18 protein-coding genes are annotated in these 16,540 nt (G+C 58.7%); 15 read left to right on the top strand and 3 right to left on the bottom strand.

Features of this window, described 5'->3' with window-relative positions; all coding sequences use genetic code 11:
• Positions 1–15 precede the first annotated feature (15 nt).
• The gene (locus BK662_RS22215) at positions 16–1,776 is read left to right on the top strand and encodes an isocyanide synthase family protein (protein ID WP_123359856.1); all 1,761 of its coding nucleotides are present in this window, start codon (positions 16–18) and stop codon (positions 1,774–1,776) included.
• Between the two features lie 110 nt (positions 1,777–1,886).
• Here the strand turns inward: BK662_RS22215 and BK662_RS22210 are convergent, their stop codons facing one another.
• Positions 1,887–2,180: a fructose-bisphosphate aldolase gene (locus tag BK662_RS22210; protein ID WP_123359855.1), complete on the bottom strand. Its 294-nt coding sequence runs from the start codon at positions 2,178–2,180 to the stop codon at positions 1,887–1,889.
• 492 nt (positions 2,181–2,672) lie between these two features.
• Complete coding sequence (locus BK662_RS34895; RefSeq protein ID WP_185047178.1) at positions 2,673–2,951, bottom strand: hypothetical protein; 279 nt, start codon at positions 2,949–2,951, stop codon at positions 2,673–2,675.
• A 43-nt stretch (positions 2,952–2,994) separates the two neighbouring features.
• On the opposite strand from BK662_RS34895, the gene BK662_RS22190 reads away from it, so the two are divergent.
• The 10 genes from BK662_RS22190 to BK662_RS22145 all read left to right on the top strand — a co-directional run bounded on the left by BK662_RS22190 (position 2,995) and on the right by BK662_RS22145 (position 12,638).
• Entirely contained in the window at positions 2,995–3,417 is a 423-nt protein-coding gene (locus BK662_RS22190; protein WP_123359853.1) for an HD domain-containing protein, read from the top strand.
• 536 nt (positions 3,418–3,953) lie between these two features.
• Positions 3,954–4,799, top strand: coding sequence for a transporter substrate-binding domain-containing protein (locus BK662_RS22185; protein ID WP_123359852.1), 846 nt, complete (start codon positions 3,954–3,956; stop codon positions 4,797–4,799).
• 53 nt (positions 4,800–4,852) lie between these two features.
• Positions 4,853–5,674 carry an amino acid ABC transporter ATP-binding protein gene (locus tag BK662_RS22180; protein WP_123359851.1) on the top strand — a complete coding sequence of 274 codons (822 nt, stop codon included), beginning with the start codon at positions 4,853–4,855 and terminating at the stop codon, positions 5,672–5,674.
• Between the two features lie 11 nt (positions 5,675–5,685).
• Positions 5,686–6,357, top strand: a complete 672-nt coding sequence (locus BK662_RS22175; protein ID WP_123359850.1) for an amino acid ABC transporter permease — start codon at positions 5,686–5,688, stop codon at positions 6,355–6,357.
• A gap of 10 nt (positions 6,358–6,367) precedes the next feature.
• Positions 6,368–7,033 (top strand): amino acid ABC transporter permease, encoded by a 666-nt coding sequence (locus BK662_RS22170; protein WP_123359849.1) that lies wholly within the window; start codon positions 6,368–6,370, stop codon positions 7,031–7,033.
• A 23-nt stretch (positions 7,034–7,056) separates the two neighbouring features.
• Positions 7,057–7,938 carry a 4-hydroxy-tetrahydrodipicolinate synthase gene (gene dapA / locus BK662_RS22165; protein WP_123359848.1) on the top strand — a complete coding sequence of 294 codons (882 nt, stop codon included), beginning with the start codon at positions 7,057–7,059 and terminating at the stop codon, positions 7,936–7,938.
• Between the two features lie 109 nt (positions 7,939–8,047).
• Complete coding sequence (locus BK662_RS22160) at positions 8,048–9,334, top strand: NAD(P)/FAD-dependent oxidoreductase (protein ID WP_185047177.1); 1,287 nt, start codon at positions 8,048–8,050, stop codon at positions 9,332–9,334.
• 8 nt (positions 9,335–9,342) lie between these two features.
• A complete protein-coding gene (locus BK662_RS22155; protein WP_123359846.1) occupies positions 9,343–10,824 on the top strand; it encodes an aldehyde dehydrogenase family protein in 1,482 nt (493 codons plus the stop codon).
• An 11-nt stretch (positions 10,825–10,835) separates the two neighbouring features.
• Positions 10,836–11,858 carry a proline racemase family protein gene (locus BK662_RS22150; protein ID WP_123359845.1) on the top strand — a complete coding sequence of 341 codons (1,023 nt, stop codon included), beginning with the start codon at positions 10,836–10,838 and terminating at the stop codon, positions 11,856–11,858.
• A 69-nt stretch (positions 11,859–11,927) separates the two neighbouring features.
• A complete protein-coding gene (locus BK662_RS22145; protein WP_123359844.1) occupies positions 11,928–12,638 on the top strand; it encodes a GntR family transcriptional regulator in 711 nt (236 codons plus the stop codon).
• A gap of 367 nt (positions 12,639–13,005) precedes the next feature.
• On the opposite strand, the gene BK662_RS22140 is transcribed toward BK662_RS22145, so the two are convergent.
• Positions 13,006–13,842 carry an NAD(P)H-dependent oxidoreductase gene (locus tag BK662_RS22140; protein WP_123359843.1) on the bottom strand — a complete coding sequence of 279 codons (837 nt, stop codon included), beginning with the start codon at positions 13,840–13,842 and terminating at the stop codon, positions 13,006–13,008.
• Positions 13,843–13,927: 85 nt separating this feature from the next.
• On the opposite strand from BK662_RS22140, the gene BK662_RS22135 reads away from it, so the two are divergent.
• From BK662_RS22135 to BK662_RS35470, 4 genes are all read left to right on the top strand, one after another.
• A complete protein-coding gene (locus BK662_RS22135) occupies positions 13,928–14,821 on the top strand; it encodes a LysR family transcriptional regulator (RefSeq protein ID WP_123359942.1) in 894 nt (297 codons plus the stop codon).
• A 211-nt stretch (positions 14,822–15,032) separates the two neighbouring features.
• Positions 15,033–15,821 (top strand): DeoR/GlpR family DNA-binding transcription regulator, encoded by a 789-nt coding sequence (locus tag BK662_RS22130; RefSeq protein WP_123359842.1) that lies wholly within the window; start codon positions 15,033–15,035, stop codon positions 15,819–15,821.
• A 61-nt stretch (positions 15,822–15,882) separates the two neighbouring features.
• Positions 15,883–16,119, top strand: a complete 237-nt coding sequence (locus BK662_RS22125) for a hypothetical protein (protein WP_007904583.1) — start codon at positions 15,883–15,885, stop codon at positions 16,117–16,119.
• Positions 16,120–16,243: 124 nt separating this feature from the next.
• Positions 16,244–16,480 (top strand): hypothetical protein, encoded by a 237-nt coding sequence (locus BK662_RS35470; protein WP_123359841.1) that lies wholly within the window; start codon positions 16,244–16,246, stop codon positions 16,478–16,480.
• Positions 16,481–16,540: the final 60 nt, after the last annotated feature.

Below are 16,540 nucleotides of genomic sequence, written 5' to 3'. Positions count from 1 at the left end.
CAAGGAACTTGTTCTATGGAACATAGAGACGCATGGATCGCTGCCGTCAGCGATTTGCTCGCGGGTTATCTGCTCAAAGGCACGGATGATTGTTTCGACACACAAGGCAGAGCGCATCTCGCGTTACGTCTGGGGCATTGCTTCGATCAGAGCCTGCCGGTGCGTCTGGTACTGCCAGGCTTTCCCTGCAAGTCGCCAAACGCCACTGACCAGACATTCGGCGTGCTGCCGGATTATGGCGAAGTCATCGCTATCGAGCGCCTCGACCAGCTCGGCCAGGCCATCGCCGCGCTGCACGCACCGGGTTGTGTGGTGTCGATCCTCAGTGACGGAACAACGTTCAATGACATCGTCGGGGTGGCCGACGACGTTCGTGAGACCTACAACCGGGCTTTGCGTGAACTGTGTACCACCCATACGATTCAGTGGGTCAGCATGGAAGACCTGTTCCCTCAGGCCCAAAGTGCCGAGTCGGTTCGCGCCTGCCTGATCAAGCAGGCTCGTCTGCCCTGGAAAAACCTTGGGGATCTGATCGAGCAGAGCCGGCACGATGAATCCCTCAGCCAGGCGCATGATCACCTCTGCAGTCATCTCTACAACGACCTGCGTCTGTGTCGTGAGGACGGGCAGAGCGAGGATGAGTACCTGCAGCAAATCAATTTCAAAGCCTACCAAATGATGTTTCGCGGGCAGGCATTGAATGCGGCAGTGGATCGTTTCTTCGGTGACGACATTCGATTGTCGGTCCATCAATACAGCAATGCCGGGCCCAAATTCACCTTCGGCTTGGCCGAAGGGCTGACCCGTGTCGTCAGCCCCTGGCATGCCGTGCCGGTGTGCAACATCGATGGCAGCCAGAGCCTTCGCGCACGCGCCCAAGTCGACCTCGACCACCATGTGCTGGTCACCTGGCAAGGGCGGCCGTGGCTCTACCACCAAACAGAAAACCCGCAGGCCAAAGGCTTCGAATACGAACTGCAAAAGCTTCCGCTCTTTGGCCTGGTGGTGCGAGACCCGTTGGGGCTGGGTTTCGAACGACTGTCCACGGGCCTGTTGGAGGCACTGGTGGAAACCTTTGGTTTCGTCTGCCTCAAGGGCTGTCGCTTCGACGACCAGGACAGTTTTGCTCGCAGCTGCGAACGCTTCGGCACGCTGTACGAATGGGCCTTCGGCGCCGTGCATGTGGTCAAACCTGCGGACAAACCCCAAGGCGTGGTGCATTCGCTGGAGAAAACACCTTTGCACTGGGACCTGAACATGCTGCCCGACAGCGACGCACAGGTTCAGCGCAATCCAAAATTCTGCGCCAGCAAATTCATGCTGTATTGCAAGACAGCGCCGCAGCCGGGCGAGGGCCAGACCACCATCGTCGACAGCCGAAACGTACTGCGCAAAGTCGGGCAGCAAGTCGCCCGACAATGGCAGAACGTGAACATCACCTACTACACCAAAATGACCTACTTCGGTGGCTCCCCGCGCATGTACAGCCTGGTGGATCATCACCCCCGCAGCGGCGAACTCATCCTGCGCTACCAAGAGGGCACCGACTCGACACTGCAGACCCTGAGCCAGGCTGTGCAGGACCATGATGAGGAGGCTCAGCAGGCGTTGTTGGAACAGGTCAACGCGCTGGTTTATGACCCGGAGTGCATGATTGCCCATCAATGGAGTGAAGGGGATTTGGTGCTGATTGATAACTATCGGACACTGCATGGAAGGCTGCCGATGTCGGCGGCTTCGTCTTCGCGGGAGTTGTGGCGGGTGCAGGTTTACTGATCGCTGTTGTCTTGCAGGCCTTGGAGACATCGGCGGTGAAAAATCCGTTGGCAGCAATGAAGCGATTAGAAAACCCGCAGCAACGCGGGTTTTTTGCAGCTCAAATCTGGTTACTGGCCCATAGGTGCATCAAACCCACGCTGCTCAATCACCCGAAACACATCGCTCACATCCTGGACCATGATCCGGGCGATGTTGGTGACGGTGTTGATGTCGTGCTCGGCGTAGTCCGGCAGGCTGGTGCAGGCCATGAGGTTGAGGTATTTGAGGACGGCGCTGAGGCGTTCGCTGAGGCAGTTGTGGAGTTCGCGCAGTGGGGCGTCGGCGTCGATGAGGAGGACGGGATGGTCGGTGGCGAAGTGGGACATTGGGGCGTAATGGCGGAGCGGGGTATTCGTGCTCATAAGTAAATCTTCCTCGTATCTGTAAGAAGAGCTACTGCCGTTCGCTGCGAAACGAATGGGTGGTAGCTATGTGCGGGTTCGCAGACCGAGGATACGAGGAACCCGGCAGACCAGAAGGTCTCCCACACACAGCCACCATAAAACGGAGTACGGGCGCGTTTGTGCGACCGTTGCTGGTTATGGGGTGCAAGGTTACTACACGTATCGTCAGGGCTGCGAAACCCTATCGCTAAATGCGGTCAGCGACAGACCCACTCTAGTCAGCGACTTTGATAGCCGCAACCGGGCTGTAGGACCACGCGCGGTCACTGTGGCGAGGGGGCTTGCCCCCGTTCGGTGGCGCAGCCGCCGCAAAACCGGGCGTTGCGGTGTGTCTGAGGAAACGGGCTAGCAGGATTGGGGGCTGCTTCGCATCCCAGCGGGAGCAAGCTCCCTCGCCACAAACGGTTATTTCCTACGAGATTCTCAGACTTCAAAATCCTGGCCGCACGCTCATTGAACGATCAGGCTCGGGATTTTCGGCGGTGAGGACGCTTGCTTCCGTTCAGCGCCGCCACCGTCGTAGACTGAAAGCCGACGGGAATTCAAGGATGGAACGCGCCCATGATCGAAATCGGCAACCGCAACAACGCCCCAACGCCACAGCACAAAACCCAGGACATTTACCTCTTCCACATCGACCTTTCCCGGCCGGATACGCCTTTTTGTTTCGAGCAGTCCATCGGTGGCGCTCATTACGAAGAGGGTTGCAGTTTGGTTCAAACGCAACATTCATTTCAGCGGCCGTTACGGCGTTTAACCCGAGGAGAATCCCATGACCCAGACACTGGAACGCGCCATTGCCATCGCCGCGGCGGCGCACGAGGGGCAGTTGGACAAGGGCGGTGCGCCTTACATCCTGCATCCGCTGAAAGTCATGCTACGGGTGAACACGCTGGAAGAGCGCATCGTCGCGGTGCTGCATGACGTGGTCGAGGATTGCGGCATCAGCTTCGACGATCTGCGTAACGAAGGCTTCAGCGAAACGGTGCTGATGGCAATTGCGTCGGTGACCAAGGTACCGGACGAGTCCTACGAGGCGTTCGTCGAGCGCGCGGCGCAGAACCCGATCGGGCGGGTGGTAAAGCTGGCGGATCTGGAAGAGAACAGCGACTTGTCGCGGATTGCCCAGCCGTCCTGGGAGGATCTGGAGCGCGTTGAGAAGTATCGGCGGGCGATGGGGGTGTTGCGTTCGTAGAGTGGAATTCCGGATTTACTGCGTGCTCATGCTTACAGTGGCCCCATGTCTAGCGCCCGCACGGCGATGATACCGGGCACGATATCAGCAATCATGACCTGCGCGAGCAGTGTGAATCCATGACGCGCTGATTAAATGGCTCTGCGGGCGAACCCATAGCCTTGATCGCAATAAATTAAAATCCGATGCCTGAACGGACATCGGATTTTTTATGCGCATCAATCGGGCGAAACCTTCACCTACGCGCTGCTAACAAGCTTCCCACTCGATAACCGGCGCTCGTAGGCGCTGTCCCGGCTGGACGCCTGAGCCTCACCCCTTTCTGAAACCGTACAGCAAACCGCGTGACGGTTTCGACCCTTGAGCGGTCATCCGACCGCTCAGTCACTTTCCTGAAAAAATCTCCGGAAGCCTGTTGACAGCTCAATTCGTTCAAAACTAATCTGCATACAGCGCTGCATACATGACAGCGCACATCGTTACACGCTTGTACCTTTCTGCCCAAGAACAACTACATATCGGTGAGGTTCAAAAAAATGGCTCGGTTATTCTCTCGCTCCGTCCGCAACATGCTCGTCTGTGCAGCCGCTATCGGTGCGCTACTGAGCCAGGCTCCAGCGCACGCCGCTGATCCGTCACTTTGGCAAGGCGTGCAAAAAGCCGGCGTGCTGCGTTGCGGCGCTGCCGTCGCGGCGCCCTATGTGATGCGTGATGCCCGTTCGGGTCAGTACAGCGGTTACTTCGTGGATTTGTGCCGGGACTTCGGCGAGAAGGTGCTCAAGGTCAAGGTGGAGTTCGTTGACACCAATTGGGACAATCTGGTCGCGGGCCTGCAAGGCGGGAAATGGGATCTGGCGATGGCGTTGAATCAGACCCCGGAACGCGCCATGGCCGTCAGTTTCTCGGTCCCGGCGACTGACTACCAGATCTCGTTGCTCACCCATAAAGACAATCCCAAACTCGCCACGGCGGGCAATGCAATCGCGGACTATGACAAGCCGGGCGTGTCGTTCGCGGTGATGTCTGGCACTGCCGCCGACAAGGCGATCAGCGCGGTGGTGAAGAATGGCACGGTCATGCGTTTGCCCGGGATGGACGAGACGCGACTGGCAGTGATGTCCCGTCGGGCCGACGTCCTGGTCGACGCCAGTGACACCAACCATTTGTTCGCCGTCGCCAACCCGGACTGGACCAAGGAAATACTGCCGGCCCCGGCATTGGCGAAGCAGGGCGTAGCGTTCGGGCTGAGCCGTGACGCGTCACCATCAGACCTGCAAGTGCTGAACATTTACCTCACCCAGCGTCGCGAGACAGGCGAGATTGCCGCCCTGGTCGACAAGGCTTCCGTCCTCGCGAACGCCGACGAAAAAACATCCAAGTAATTTCGATGATTCCCGAGAGCGGCCCGTAACCGCCGCTCTCCTGGAGACCCCCTATGACAGCTCCTTTACTGGTGGCCGCCCAGCCACAGGCTTCGTTCGTCCCTGATTCGGCCGGCGGTGACTTCATCCAGCTTCGCGATGTTTACAAATCCTATGGCGAAGGGTTGGTGGTCATGGACCATTTGAACCTGGATATGCGCGCTGACGATCGGTTGGTCATCATCGGTCCCAGCGGTAGCGGAAAGAGTTCGTTGCTGCGGGTCATGATGGGGCTTGAAAGCATTCAGGGCGGGACGATCAGCTTCCAGGGCAAGCCTTACATCGATGGCAATGCGAGAAATCACGGCAAGCCACTGGATGTGCGCTTGCAAACCCAGGTCGGGATGGTGTTTCAACATTACACGCTGTTCCCGCATCTTTCGGTCTTGAGCAACCTGATTCTGGCGCCCATGAAGGTTCACGGACTCTCCAAGGTCCAGGCGACCGAGAAGGCTCGGCTGTTTCTGGCTCGCCTGGGTCTGGAAAGCAAGCTCAATGCGTATCCGAGCCAGCTCTCCGGCGGGCAGAAGCAGCGTGTCGCGATTGCCCGAGCCTTGATGCTCGAACCGAAGCTGATGCTGTTCGACGAGGTGACCTCGGCGCTCGACCCGGAAATGGTGACCGAAGTGCAGAACGTGATGATGCAACTGGCAGAAGAAAAAATGGCCATGATCATCGTCACCCACGACATGCACTTCGCCAGGAACATCGCCTCGCGGGTGGTGTTCTGCGCCAATGGAAAGGTCGTCGAGCAGGGGCCTCCCGCGCAGATCTTCACTCAGCCGAAGGAGCCGCGCACCCGCGAATTCCTCGAAAAAGTCCTGCACCTGGACTGAGGATAACGGCCATGAATTATCAATTTGATTTCCATTTTTTGACCGGCAACTTTGGTGCCCTGTGGGAAGGCCTCAAGGTCACCCTGCAACTGGCGTTGGTGTCGAACGTGGTGGGGCTGATACTCGGTTTTGGCCTGTGCCTGCTGACCTTGAACCGCTGGTTTTTCATCCGCTGGCCCGCTCAGCTGTTCATCGAGTTCTTCCGCTGCACGCCGGCCTTGTTGCAGATCGTCTGGTTTTTCTACTGCTTGCCGATGCTGTTCAATGTGTTCATCGATCCGATCACCATGGGCGTACTGGCCCTGGGGCTGAACCTTACCGCGTTCAACGCAGAAGCCTATCGGGCAGGGGTGCAAGCGGTTCCGCGCGAACATCTGGATGCCTGCGTTGCGCTGGGTCTGCGTCCGTGGCAGCGAACGCTTTACGTGATTCTCCCGCAAGCCGTGCGCACCGCGCTGCCGGTGCTGATGACCAACGGCATTTCAATTCTCCAGCAAAGTGCGCTGGTTGCCATTGTGGCAGTCGCTGACCTGATGTACGTCGGCAAAAGCATTGCCACTGAAGCCTATCGCCCACTCGAAACTTACTCGCTGATTGCCCTGATCTACTTCGCCCTCTCGTTGCCCATCGCGCAGTTGGTGCAGTGGCTAGAGCGACGCCAGGACACTGCGCTCGCGCGCTGAGGAGACAATGATGCAACTGGATTTCATGGTGGTCCTTTCCTATTGGCAGGTGTTGGCCAAAGGCCTGGCGCTGACGCTGGCGTTCACCGTCAGCTGCGCCGTACTGGGTAGCGTTTGCGGGTTTCTCTTGAGCCTTTTGCGGCTCTCGAAAAGCCCCTTGATCCGAATCCCTACCGGGCTTTACGTCGAGCTTTTTCGCGGCACGCCGTTGCTGATTCAACTGTTCTGGATCTTTTTCTGCCTGCCTGTCGTATTCGGTATCTCGGTTCCCCCTTACGTATCGGTGGTGTTGGCGTTGACGCTGTACATGACCGCCATCACCAGCGAGACCTTTCGCGGCGCGCTCAAGTCCATTCCGAGCGAACAACACGATGCCTGCACTGCCCTTGGCGTGGCGTCGTGGAACAAGGTGTTTTACGTGATTTTCCCGCAAGCACTCTTGCGCGCAGTCCCGCCACTGCTTTCCAACGTGGTCAGCCTGTTCAAGGAAAGCGCGCTCATCTCGTCGGTGGGGATCGCGGACCTCATGTTCGTCGGCCAGAACATTTCCAACAGCACCGCACGCCCGGTCGAGTTCCTGTCGGCGGTGGCGGTGATTTATTTCCTGGTGGCGTTCCCCCTGACCCGACTGGTCGGCGTGATCGAAACCCGGATGCTCAGACGCTACGCGTACTAACTCAACACACTGGAGACACTCCCATGCAGCAACTCAAAGGCATCCTGCCAGCCCTGGTGACCCCGTTCGATCAATCCGGTGCCATCGATTACGACGTCCTTGCATCGATCATCGAATATCAACTCGAGCAGGGTGTGAGCGGTTTCGTGCCACTGGGCTCTACGGGCGAATACTACGCGCTGACCAATGATGAGCGTCGTCAGGTCATGGCCACTGTCCGTGAGGTGGTCGGTGATCGCGGCATGCTGATCGCGGGTGCCAACGGCTCATGCACCCGTGAAGTGATCGAGCAGGTCAAACAGGCTCGCGACATCGGTTACAGCAACCTGCTCATCGCGCCGCCGTACTACGCCATTCCGACCCAGGAAGAGCTGATCGGTCACTACGAAGCGATTCTCGATGCCGTCCCGGATGTGAATGTGGTTCTTTATAACTACCCGATCCGGACTAACGTTGAAGTGGGCTATAGCGTGCTCGATGCGCTCAAGGATCATGAGCGGGTGATTGGCATCAAGGAAAGCGCAGGCAGCCTGCTGCGCGCCATTGAGATCGGTGAAAACTATAAAGGCAAAATTCAGCTGTCCTGCGGTTCCGATGACCAGGCGCTGGACTTTTTCCTGTGGGGCGCTACCAGCTGGATCTGCGCACCGGCGAACTTCCTGTCGCCGCAAATCGTTTCGTTCTACGACAAGTACACCTCGGGTGACATGGCCGGTGCGCAGCAAATCGTCCGCTCGCTGTTCCCGTTGATGGCCAATCTGGAAAGCGGCAAGTTCATTCAGAAGGTCAAATACGGATGCGAACTGGCTGGCTTTGAAGTGGGTATCGCGCGCATGCCACTGTTGCCGCTGACGCCTGAGGAAAAAACCGAATTCCGCAAAGAGTTCGAGAAGCTGCAAGGCTGATACTTTTCCCGCATCGGCCTCCACGCGGGCCGATGCGGGTAATGGCGTGTCCGTGTCAGGATGGGTTCCACCTGTACGGGCTCGGCTTCATGAAAGAGAGACGGTGTTTATGACCCCTATGCAATCACCCATCCAGCAGCAAGCCGATCGCCAAACCGCCGTTGTCATTGGCGCAGGCATCGTTGGCGTCTGCTGCGCCTTGTATCTGCAGCGCGAGGGTTATCGAGTCACGTTGATCGATCCCGAGGCGCCGGGCGACAGCACGGCCAAGTGGAGTTGCGGGCAAATGGCGGTGAGTGAAGTCATCCCGTTGTCCAAACCGGGAATACTGAAAAAGATTCCGGGCTGGTTGCTGGATCAGAAAGGACCATTGGCGTTGCGACCCAGTGCCTTGCCGGGAATCCTGCCGTGGTTTATGCGGTTTTTGGCCTGCGCGCGGCATTCCAGGATTGTCGAGATTTCCAATGAGATGGCGACGCTGACGCATCATGTCTATGAAGACTATGCGCCCCTGCTGGATGCCTGTGCAGACAAGACGTTGATGGGCGAACGCCCGATCATCGAAGTCTTTGACACGGCTGCAGGGCTTGAACAGGAAGGACCGCATATGGAGCTGCGCAGGTCCCTCGGCTTCAAGTCGCAGGTTTTGGATCGCGCAGCAATCGCCGACCTTGAACCTGCATTGGCCGGTAAATTCAGCCACGGGCTGCTGTTTCCCGATTGGCGCGCGGTCAGCGATACCAAAGGATTTATTGCCGCGTTGACGCAAAGTTTCGTCGATCAGGGCGGCGTCAGGGTACGTGCTCAGGTGAAGCACATCGATGAGGTCGCAGACCGTGCCAGCGGCGTGACCGTGACCACCGGTGAGCGTTATGCCGCTGATCATGTGGTGATCGCGGCCGGCACCGGCTCACGACAATTCTTCGAACAGACAGGCGCCAGCGTGCCTCTGGCGGGCATTGCCGGCTATCAAGTGCTGCTCCCGCATTCCGGTGTCGAGGTTCGTCACTCGGTGATTTACGCCGACGGCGGTTTTTGTTTCGCACCGATGACCCGAGGCCTGCAAATAGGCGGAACGATCGAGTTCGCGGGCCCTAATGCCGCGCCTAATTACAAGCGTGCGGAAATCATCCTGGAGAAGGCGCGCAAGATCCTTCCTCAGTTGAAGATCGACGACCTTGAATACGGCGTGGGTTATCGGCCGTTTCTGCCGGACACCAAACCGGTGATCGATCGTAGTGATCGGCTCAAAAACGTATTTCTCGCGTTCGGCCACGGTCAACTGGGGCTGACCCTCGGTGCTACAACCGGGCGACTCATTACAGACCTGGTCGCCGGGCGCAAACCTGCCCAGGACCTGACCCCATTCAGTGCCAAACGCTTTGCTTTCAATTGAGGCCATTCATGAAATCCTACGACCTGCTTTACATCGACGGCCAATGGGTGAGCCCCGCCAAGGGCGGCAGCTTCGAGACCATCGACCCGAGCAATGAGTGTGTGATCACCCGCGTGGCCGCCGCGACCGCGCAAGACATCGACCTGGCGGTGAAAGCCGCGCGCCGCGCGTTTGATGACGGTCCCTGGCCGCAGATGACCGGGGCTGAACGTGCCATCGTGCTGCGCCGAATCGCCGCCGGGATTCGCGAGCGTCTGCAGCCCCTGGCCGAACTTGAGGTACGAGACAACGGCAAGCCTTTGCCGGAAGCCCTGTGGGACATCGGCGATACGGCGGGCTGTTTCGACTTCTATGCCGATCTGGCCGAAGACCTCGATGGACATCGGGAGCAACCGATCGCCCTCGCGGATGAACGCTTCAGCTCGATCGCCCGTAAAGAGCCCATGGGTGTCGCGGGCGCGATCATTCCCTGGAACTTTCCGATGCTGATGGCGGCATGGAAAGTCGCCCCCGCGCTCGCGGCGGGCTGCTGCATGGTGTTGAAACCGTCTGAGCTCACGCCGCTGACGGCATTGGAGCTGGCCGACATCGCCCATCAGGCCGGCTTGCCCGCCGGTGTGTTGAACGTCGTGACCGGTCTGGGCAGCGAGGCCGGCGCGCCGTTGAGTGAGCATCCGGGCATCGACAAACTGGCCTTCACCGGCAGCGTGCCGACCGGAACGAAGATCATGCAGTCGGCGGCTCGCGACATCAAAAACATCAGCCTGGAACTGGGCGGCAAGTCGCCGTTCATCATTTTCAATGACAGCGATATCGACGCTGCCGTCGAATGGATCATGTTCGGGATTTTCTGGAATCAGGGCGAAGTGTGTTCAGCGACCTCCCGTGTGCTGGTCCAGCGTGATCTGTACGAGCCTTTGCTCAAGCGTCTGGTCGAACAGACCCGAAGCCTGAGCATCGGCAATGGCCTGAAAGAAGGCGTTTTGCTTGGTCCGCTGGTGAGCCGTGGCCAATACGACAAAGTGCTGGAAGCCATCGCCAAAGGGCAGGAGGAGGGCGCAACCTTGTTGTACGGCGGCAAGCGCCCGGCTGACTGTGAAAAAGGCTACTTCCTGACGCCGGCGATTTTTGCCGATGTGCCCGAAGAGAGCTGGGTCTGGAAAGAGGAAATCTTCGGCCCGGTGGTGTGCGTACGTCCTTTCGACGATGAGGCCGAGGCATTGCGTAGCGCCAACGATTCACGCTTCGGTCTCGCGGCGGCGGTGATGTCTGCGGATCTGCAGCGGGCGGAGCGAGTCGCGCGCCGACTGCGGGCCGGTATCGTCTGGGTCAATTGTTCGCAGCCAACCTTCACCGAAGCGCCTTGGGGCGGCTACAAGCAAAGCGGGATCGGCCGTGAGCTGGGTGAGTGGGGCTTGAACAATTACCTGGAAACCAAGCAGATCACCCGTTATGACAGCCAGCAGCCTTGGGGCTGGTACATCAAGTAGAGGAGGCCGAGATGCGCTGGAAGAAAACCCTGCAAATGGCCGACGTGCATTGCGAAGGCGAGATCGGCAAAGTCATTACCGGTGGCGTGCTCGACATCCCCGGCAAAACCATGCTCGACAAGATGAACTATATCAACGAGGTGGACGATAGCCTGCGTCGGCTCGTGGTGCTGGAACCCCGTGGCTGCCTGCAAATGTCCGTCAACCTGCTGTTGCCGCCCACCCGGCCAGAGGCTCAGGCTGGCTTTATTGTGTTGCAAGCGGACAAGGCTCACCCGATGTCCGGCAGCAACTGCATCTGTGTGGTCACCGCGTTGCTGGAGCTGGGCATTTTGCCGATGCAGGAGCCGTCCACCACCGTGGTGCTCGACACGCCGGCCGGCCTGGTCACGGCGCGTGCCCAGTGTGCGGATGGGCGCTGTCTCAGCGTCTCGCTGGATATGGTGCCCTCGTTCGTCGAGCATTTGGACGTGGTCATCGAAACCGCCGAATATGGACCGATCAAGGCTGACATCGCTTTTGGCGGTGTCTATTACGCGTTGGTGGATGTCGATCAGATCGGCCTGAGTATCGCCCCGGAAAACGCCCGTACGCTGGCAAGCGAGGGGGTACGTTTGCGGCGCGTGATCAACGAGCAGGTAGTGGTCCGCCACCCGTTGATCAAAGAGCTGAATGAAGTCGCGTATGTGATGTTCCGCAATCGCCTCGACGATAAAACCTGGCAAACCTGCACCACATTGCCGCCCGGCCGAGTGGACCGTTCGCCGTGCGGTACGGGCAGCTCTGCGAACCTGGCGACCCTGAGCGCGCGCGGTCTGGTGCGCCCGGGCGACCAGCTCACCTCGCGTTCCACCATCGGTGGTGAATTCAAGGTCGAGTTGCTGGGCTTGACCGAGGTGGGGGATCGGCCCGCGGTATTGCCGAGAATCACCGGGCGTGCCTGGGTATATGGTTTGCATCAGATCGGCGTGGACCCGGACGACCCGCTCCGTGAAGGGTTCATGCTGAGCGATACCTGGGGCGAAGGTTTCTAACCGAGCCTTGGCTGATGCTAAAGTTGCGGGCCGGACAAACGTCCGGCCCGCACCGCTGAGAGCTGCCTGATGAGCAAAGACACCGCTGAACCCAACGCAAGCGTCAAACGCCATGGTGGGCGTTACATTTACGAAGAGCTGCGTAAACAGATCCTGACGCTCAAGCTCAAGCCGGGCACGCCATTGGATGAAGTGTCATTGGCGGCGCAATTCGGGCTGTCACGCTCGCCTGTGCGCGACGCTCTGGCGCGACTGATCAGCGAAGGGCTGGTCACGATTCTGCCCAATCGCACCACGTTGGTGACACCGTTCGAGATCGAAGAATTCCCTAATTACATCTCCGCCCTGGACCTGATTCAGCGTGCCGTCACAAGGCTGGCGGCGTTACAGCGCACCGAAGACGACTTGTTGCGTATTCGCGCCGCCGATGCCGCCTATCTGGAAGCCGTCAGCACCGGGGATTTTCAGGCGATGTCGGAAATGAACAAAGCCTTCCACATGACCATTGCCGAAGCCGGCAAGAATCCCTACTTCATCAACTATTACGAGAAGCTCCTGGGGGAAGGCCAGCGACTGCTGCATCTGCATTTCGACTACATCATCAGTGCTGCCAGCACGAGCACGCGGTTGGGGCGTGACCATGATGAAATGATCGACGCCATCGCGGCGCGCAATCCAGATGAGGCCGAACAGGCCGCGCATGAACACACCATGCTGTTTCAGCGTCGCTTCCTGGCTTACATGCAGCAGAACCTTACTGGCAGCATGTCCGTGAATTAGATCGTCACGGTCGCGTTAGTATTTTTCCATTTGCCGGTGATTCCCCTAGAAAAGAATCGGTCTAAAAAGCCCGACCCAGGCTTCGATCAATTTGCTATTCTGAAGCTGTAGGTGAAGACGCAGACTGATGCGCAAAGGGATAGCGAGGAAGCGTGGGGCGCGCTCCCAAGGGTACACGGTTAGAAAGATCTCCGCGCTGAGATCCAGCCCTTATGCCGTGTGAGGCAGAACAGCCTAAAGTTAAAAATCCTGTTCTGTGAGAGGCCCGATAAACCTTGTAAGCCAGAGACCAGCGCTGGCCACCTACATCGATTTCCAAAGCCCGCCTTGTGCGGGCTTTTTCGTGTTTGCGGGTAGCCAGTTTGTTCTACACGGCGGCGCGCGCTTTTGCGAATGGCGCACGCACGCCTGGTCCATCGCGTTCCGCCTGTCTGACGTGAGCCGCAAAGCCAGTCTGATCCGAAGCAATCTCCGCACGCAATGTAAGCTGCGGGATGTCATACGCCCCGGCATTCTGCGGCCGGAAAGGAATCGGTGCGGCTTTCCAGAGATCATCGAGCCGTTGGCCGAGCGCGTCGCAGGTCGTTGAAAATTTCTCCTCATCCATTCGGCTCGTGCGATAGATCACGAACGGTGGCAGCACGTCGAAGCCGGGGTAAAACAGTACGCCATGCTGAATGGGGAATAACAGGTCATCGATGGGCCCATTGATGCCCCGAGGGCTGTAATGAGACTCCCATCCACCTGCAGTGACGATCAGCATCGCCCGTTTGCCCGCGAGCGTACCTTCTCCATAGCGGTTGCCCCAGCGCGCATCGGAATGCTCCCCTACGCCATAGGCAAAACCATAGGCATAAACGCGTTCCACCCAGCCTTTGAGGATCGCCGGCATCGAGAACCACCACAGCGGAAACTGCAGAATGACGGCATCGGCCCAGAGCAGTTTTTCCTGTTCGAGGGCGATGTCCTGGCTTTGCCGGCCTTCTTCGAAGGCAAGTTTGGAGTCCAGCGAAGGATTGAACCGCGATTCGGCTGGCCGGCCGGGACTGTCATCGGCGTCCAGCGAGGCTTTCCAGTCCATCGCGTATAGATCGGAGACCTGCACCTGATGGCCAGCGGCCTCCAGGCGTTTGACGGCAAAGTCTTTGAGCGAGCCGTTCAATGATTTGGGTTCGGGGTGGGCATAAACAAGCAGAACTTTCATGGCTGAGTCTCCAGTGTCAGGAGCCAGCAGAATCAGACTTTAGCCGGTATATTGGAAATGAATAACCAATATGCCAGGTATTACCATGAATAATCTGCGACGCCTGGACATCAACTTGCTGCTGACCCTTGATGTCTTGCTCTCGGAACACAACGTGACCCGTGCGGCGCAACGCCTGAATTTGTCTCAACCTTCGGTGAGTGTTCATCTTGCCAAATTGAGGGACATTTTCGGTGATCCGCTGTTATTACCAGGACCGCGGGGCATGCGGCCCACGGCCAGGGCCGATGAGTTGCGCGAGCCGTTGCGCCTGGCACTTGAAGCCCTGGAGCGCGCCGTGTCGCCCGCCAGTCCTTTCAACCCGGCCGAGGCACGCCAGACGTGGAATGTCATGGCGTCCGACTACGGTGAGACGACTATCGTTTTGCCTGCGTTAGCCGGGCTGCGTTCGGCAGCGCCGGGCACGCGTTTGGCGGTGTTTGACCTGGTTCCGTCACAGATCGCCAAGCAAGCGGAGCAGGGGGTAATCGATCTGGCTTTTCACACCAGCGAGGACGCTCCCCTCGGCTTGCGACGTCGCGCGTTGTTTACCGAGCAGTATGTTTTGGTGGGCCGTGCCGGCCATCCGCAGTTGAAAAAACGGCCGACACTTGCGCAATTCTGCGAGCTCGACCACGTGATCGTGTCGCGGGATGGCGGAAGTTTTCAGGGTGTCACCGACCAGGCGCTTTCGGCGGTGGGCATGACACGCCGGGTGGTGCTTTCAGTCCCGCATTTCCTGTTTGTGCGGTCGGTAGTGGAGAGCACTGACATGGTGGCGATGCTGCCATCGCGGCTGGTTCGCGATGCGGATGCGTTGGGAGTGGTCGAGCCACCGCTTGATGTCCCGGGTTACGAGATGTCGATGCTCTGGCCCGAGCGTGTTCATCGCGACCCTGCGCATCAATGGTTGCGGGAGTTCATTGTGGGCGCGTTGTGATTTATTTCAGTTAACGCATCCCATGTGGGAGCGAGCCTGCTCGCGATTGCGGTGTGTCAGGCAACATCAATGCTGGGTTGCCGCCGCCTTCGCGAGCAGGCTCGCTCCCACAAGTTCTGCGCCTGACATGAGCCTGCATTCTTCTGCTGCCAGTTGTGTTCATCCCGCCGTTTGGCTAATCTCGCACAAACACGCAAAAACAGGCATAACCATGCAGGCTGAGCATTCCAGCGCCGAACTCCCGCAGTTGCGCCGTCAAAAAATCCTGCTGATCCTGGAGCGCGACGGTAAGGTCATGGCCTCCGAACTGAGCCAGCATTTCGCAGTGTCCGAAGACACCATTCGCCGGGATCTGTCGGAGCTGGCCAGCGCCGGGCTGGTGCAGCGAGTGCATGGCGGGGCGCTGCCGCGGCCCAAGGACACGGGCAAGGATTACTTCACCCGGGTCGGCGAAACCGATGAGGTGAAAACCCGGCTGGCCCAACTCGCCGCACGCCGGGTCAAAGATGGCCAGATCGTGATTTTCGATTCCGGCAGCACCACACTGCAGATCGCACGCTCGCTGCCCGTTGATATCTCCATCACAGCCATCACCGCCTCGCCAATGATCGCGATCACCCTCGCCGAATACAAAGGCATCACGGTGATCGTCGCCGGCGGTCAGCTCAATCCCGCGACGATGTCTTCCGGCGGCCATGAAGCGCTGCGGCTGATCGAGAGCATCAAGGCCGACCTGGTGTTTACCGGGGTTTGCGCCATTCATCCGGAAGTCGGCCTCAGCTCACTGCATTTCGATGAGGTGCCGGTGAAGCAGGCGATGCTCGCCAGCGCTTCCCATGTGATTGCCGTCACCACCGCGGACAAACTGGGGGCGGTGGAACCCTTCGTTGTTGCGCCTTGCAACCGCGTGCATACCCTGATCACCGAACGTCACGTGGCCTCGGGCAATATCGAGGATTATCAGAAACTGGGGATCGAGGTGGTGCAGGTGGACGCTTGAGCGTCATCGCGGTCAGCGCTGCATGGGTTACGCTGATAGCTACGACGGGAGGAATGCAGTCATGACTGAGCGCCATATGATCCACTCGGAAACGCTATCGAACGGATGCACGATCAAGGTTAAGGCCGAGATATTGAGAGACGGTTCGCTGGGGATGTTCATCGGTGTTTACTGGCCGGACGGCTCGGCCATCGTTGAGGACAACCATCCGTCGCCGCATCTGCTGGACATGGAGGCCGCACTGGACTGGGCCATCGAAAAAGCCAAAACCATCGGTAACAGTCAAAGAACGCTGTAAGACCCGGCGATAACTGAATCATTGATCGGCTGGAAGGTCGTAGCTATGGGTTTGAACGCACTGCGATTGAATTCGCGGGCAGCGTCACCTCATCCCCGTAGCTCTGACCTTTTAGGACGTTTAAATGAAGCGCACCGCGATAATGACCCTGGCCATTGCAAGTACCCTCCTGCTGGGAGGCTGCTTTCCTCACTGGGAAGATGACGACAGGTATGATCGGGATCACCGCCGTGAATACCGTCGCGACCATGACCGAGGGTATGACCAACGTGATGATCGAGGGTATGACCGGGATTACGACCGTCGTGATGATCGCCGTCGTTACCGCGATCGGGACCATGACGACCGCGACGACGATTGAGACTTGCCGTCAGCCTTCAGAGCGGAGGGCACCGCCGCTCTGATCTGCCATTGCTCATGC

The organism is Pseudomonas frederiksbergensis (assembly GCF_003732275.1).
Classification (GTDB): Bacteria; Pseudomonadota; Gammaproteobacteria; order Pseudomonadales; family Pseudomonadaceae; genus Aquipseudomonas; species Aquipseudomonas frederiksbergensis_H.
The sequence above is the reverse complement of the archived record's forward strand: the minus strand, read 5'-3'. Positions and strand labels throughout refer to the sequence as shown.

What these genes read in the sequence shown, in the direction of transcription:
- BK662_RS22215 (WP_123359856.1), top strand. Translation starts at nt 16, where the DNA reads ATGGAACATAGAGACGCATGGATCGCTGCCGTCAGCGATTTGCTCGCG.
- BK662_RS22210 (WP_123359855.1), bottom strand. Translation starts at nt 2,180, where the DNA reads ATGAGCACGAATACCCCGCTCCGCCATTACGCCCCAATGTCCCACTTC.
- BK662_RS34895 (WP_185047178.1), bottom strand. Translation starts at nt 2,951, where the DNA reads ATGTTGCGTTTGAACCAAACTGCAACCCTCTTCGTAATGAGCGCCACC.
- BK662_RS22190 (WP_123359853.1), top strand. Translation starts at nt 2,995, where the DNA reads ATGACCCAGACACTGGAACGCGCCATTGCCATCGCCGCGGCGGCGCAC.
- BK662_RS22185 (WP_123359852.1), top strand. Translation starts at nt 3,954, where the DNA reads ATGGCTCGGTTATTCTCTCGCTCCGTCCGCAACATGCTCGTCTGTGCA.
- BK662_RS22180 (WP_123359851.1), top strand. Translation starts at nt 4,853, where the DNA reads ATGACAGCTCCTTTACTGGTGGCCGCCCAGCCACAGGCTTCGTTCGTC.
- BK662_RS22175 (WP_123359850.1), top strand. Translation starts at nt 5,686, where the DNA reads ATGAATTATCAATTTGATTTCCATTTTTTGACCGGCAACTTTGGTGCC.
- BK662_RS22170 (WP_123359849.1), top strand. Translation starts at nt 6,368, where the DNA reads ATGCAACTGGATTTCATGGTGGTCCTTTCCTATTGGCAGGTGTTGGCC.
- dapA (WP_123359848.1), top strand. Translation starts at nt 7,057, where the DNA reads ATGCAGCAACTCAAAGGCATCCTGCCAGCCCTGGTGACCCCGTTCGAT.
- BK662_RS22160 (WP_185047177.1), top strand. Translation starts at nt 8,048, where the DNA reads ATGACCCCTATGCAATCACCCATCCAGCAGCAAGCCGATCGCCAAACC.
- BK662_RS22155 (WP_123359846.1), top strand. Translation starts at nt 9,343, where the DNA reads ATGAAATCCTACGACCTGCTTTACATCGACGGCCAATGGGTGAGCCCC.
- BK662_RS22150 (WP_123359845.1), top strand. Translation starts at nt 10,836, where the DNA reads ATGCGCTGGAAGAAAACCCTGCAAATGGCCGACGTGCATTGCGAAGGC.
- BK662_RS22145 (WP_123359844.1), top strand. Translation starts at nt 11,928, where the DNA reads ATGAGCAAAGACACCGCTGAACCCAACGCAAGCGTCAAACGCCATGGT.
- BK662_RS22140 (WP_123359843.1), bottom strand. Translation starts at nt 13,842, where the DNA reads ATGAAAGTTCTGCTTGTTTATGCCCACCCCGAACCCAAATCATTGAAC.
- BK662_RS22135 (WP_123359942.1), top strand. Translation starts at nt 13,928, where the DNA reads ATGAATAATCTGCGACGCCTGGACATCAACTTGCTGCTGACCCTTGAT.
- BK662_RS22130 (WP_123359842.1), top strand. Translation starts at nt 15,033, where the DNA reads ATGCAGGCTGAGCATTCCAGCGCCGAACTCCCGCAGTTGCGCCGTCAA.
- BK662_RS22125 (WP_007904583.1), top strand. Translation starts at nt 15,883, where the DNA reads ATGACTGAGCGCCATATGATCCACTCGGAAACGCTATCGAACGGATGC.
- BK662_RS35470 (WP_123359841.1), top strand. Translation starts at nt 16,244, where the DNA reads ATGAAGCGCACCGCGATAATGACCCTGGCCATTGCAAGTACCCTCCTG.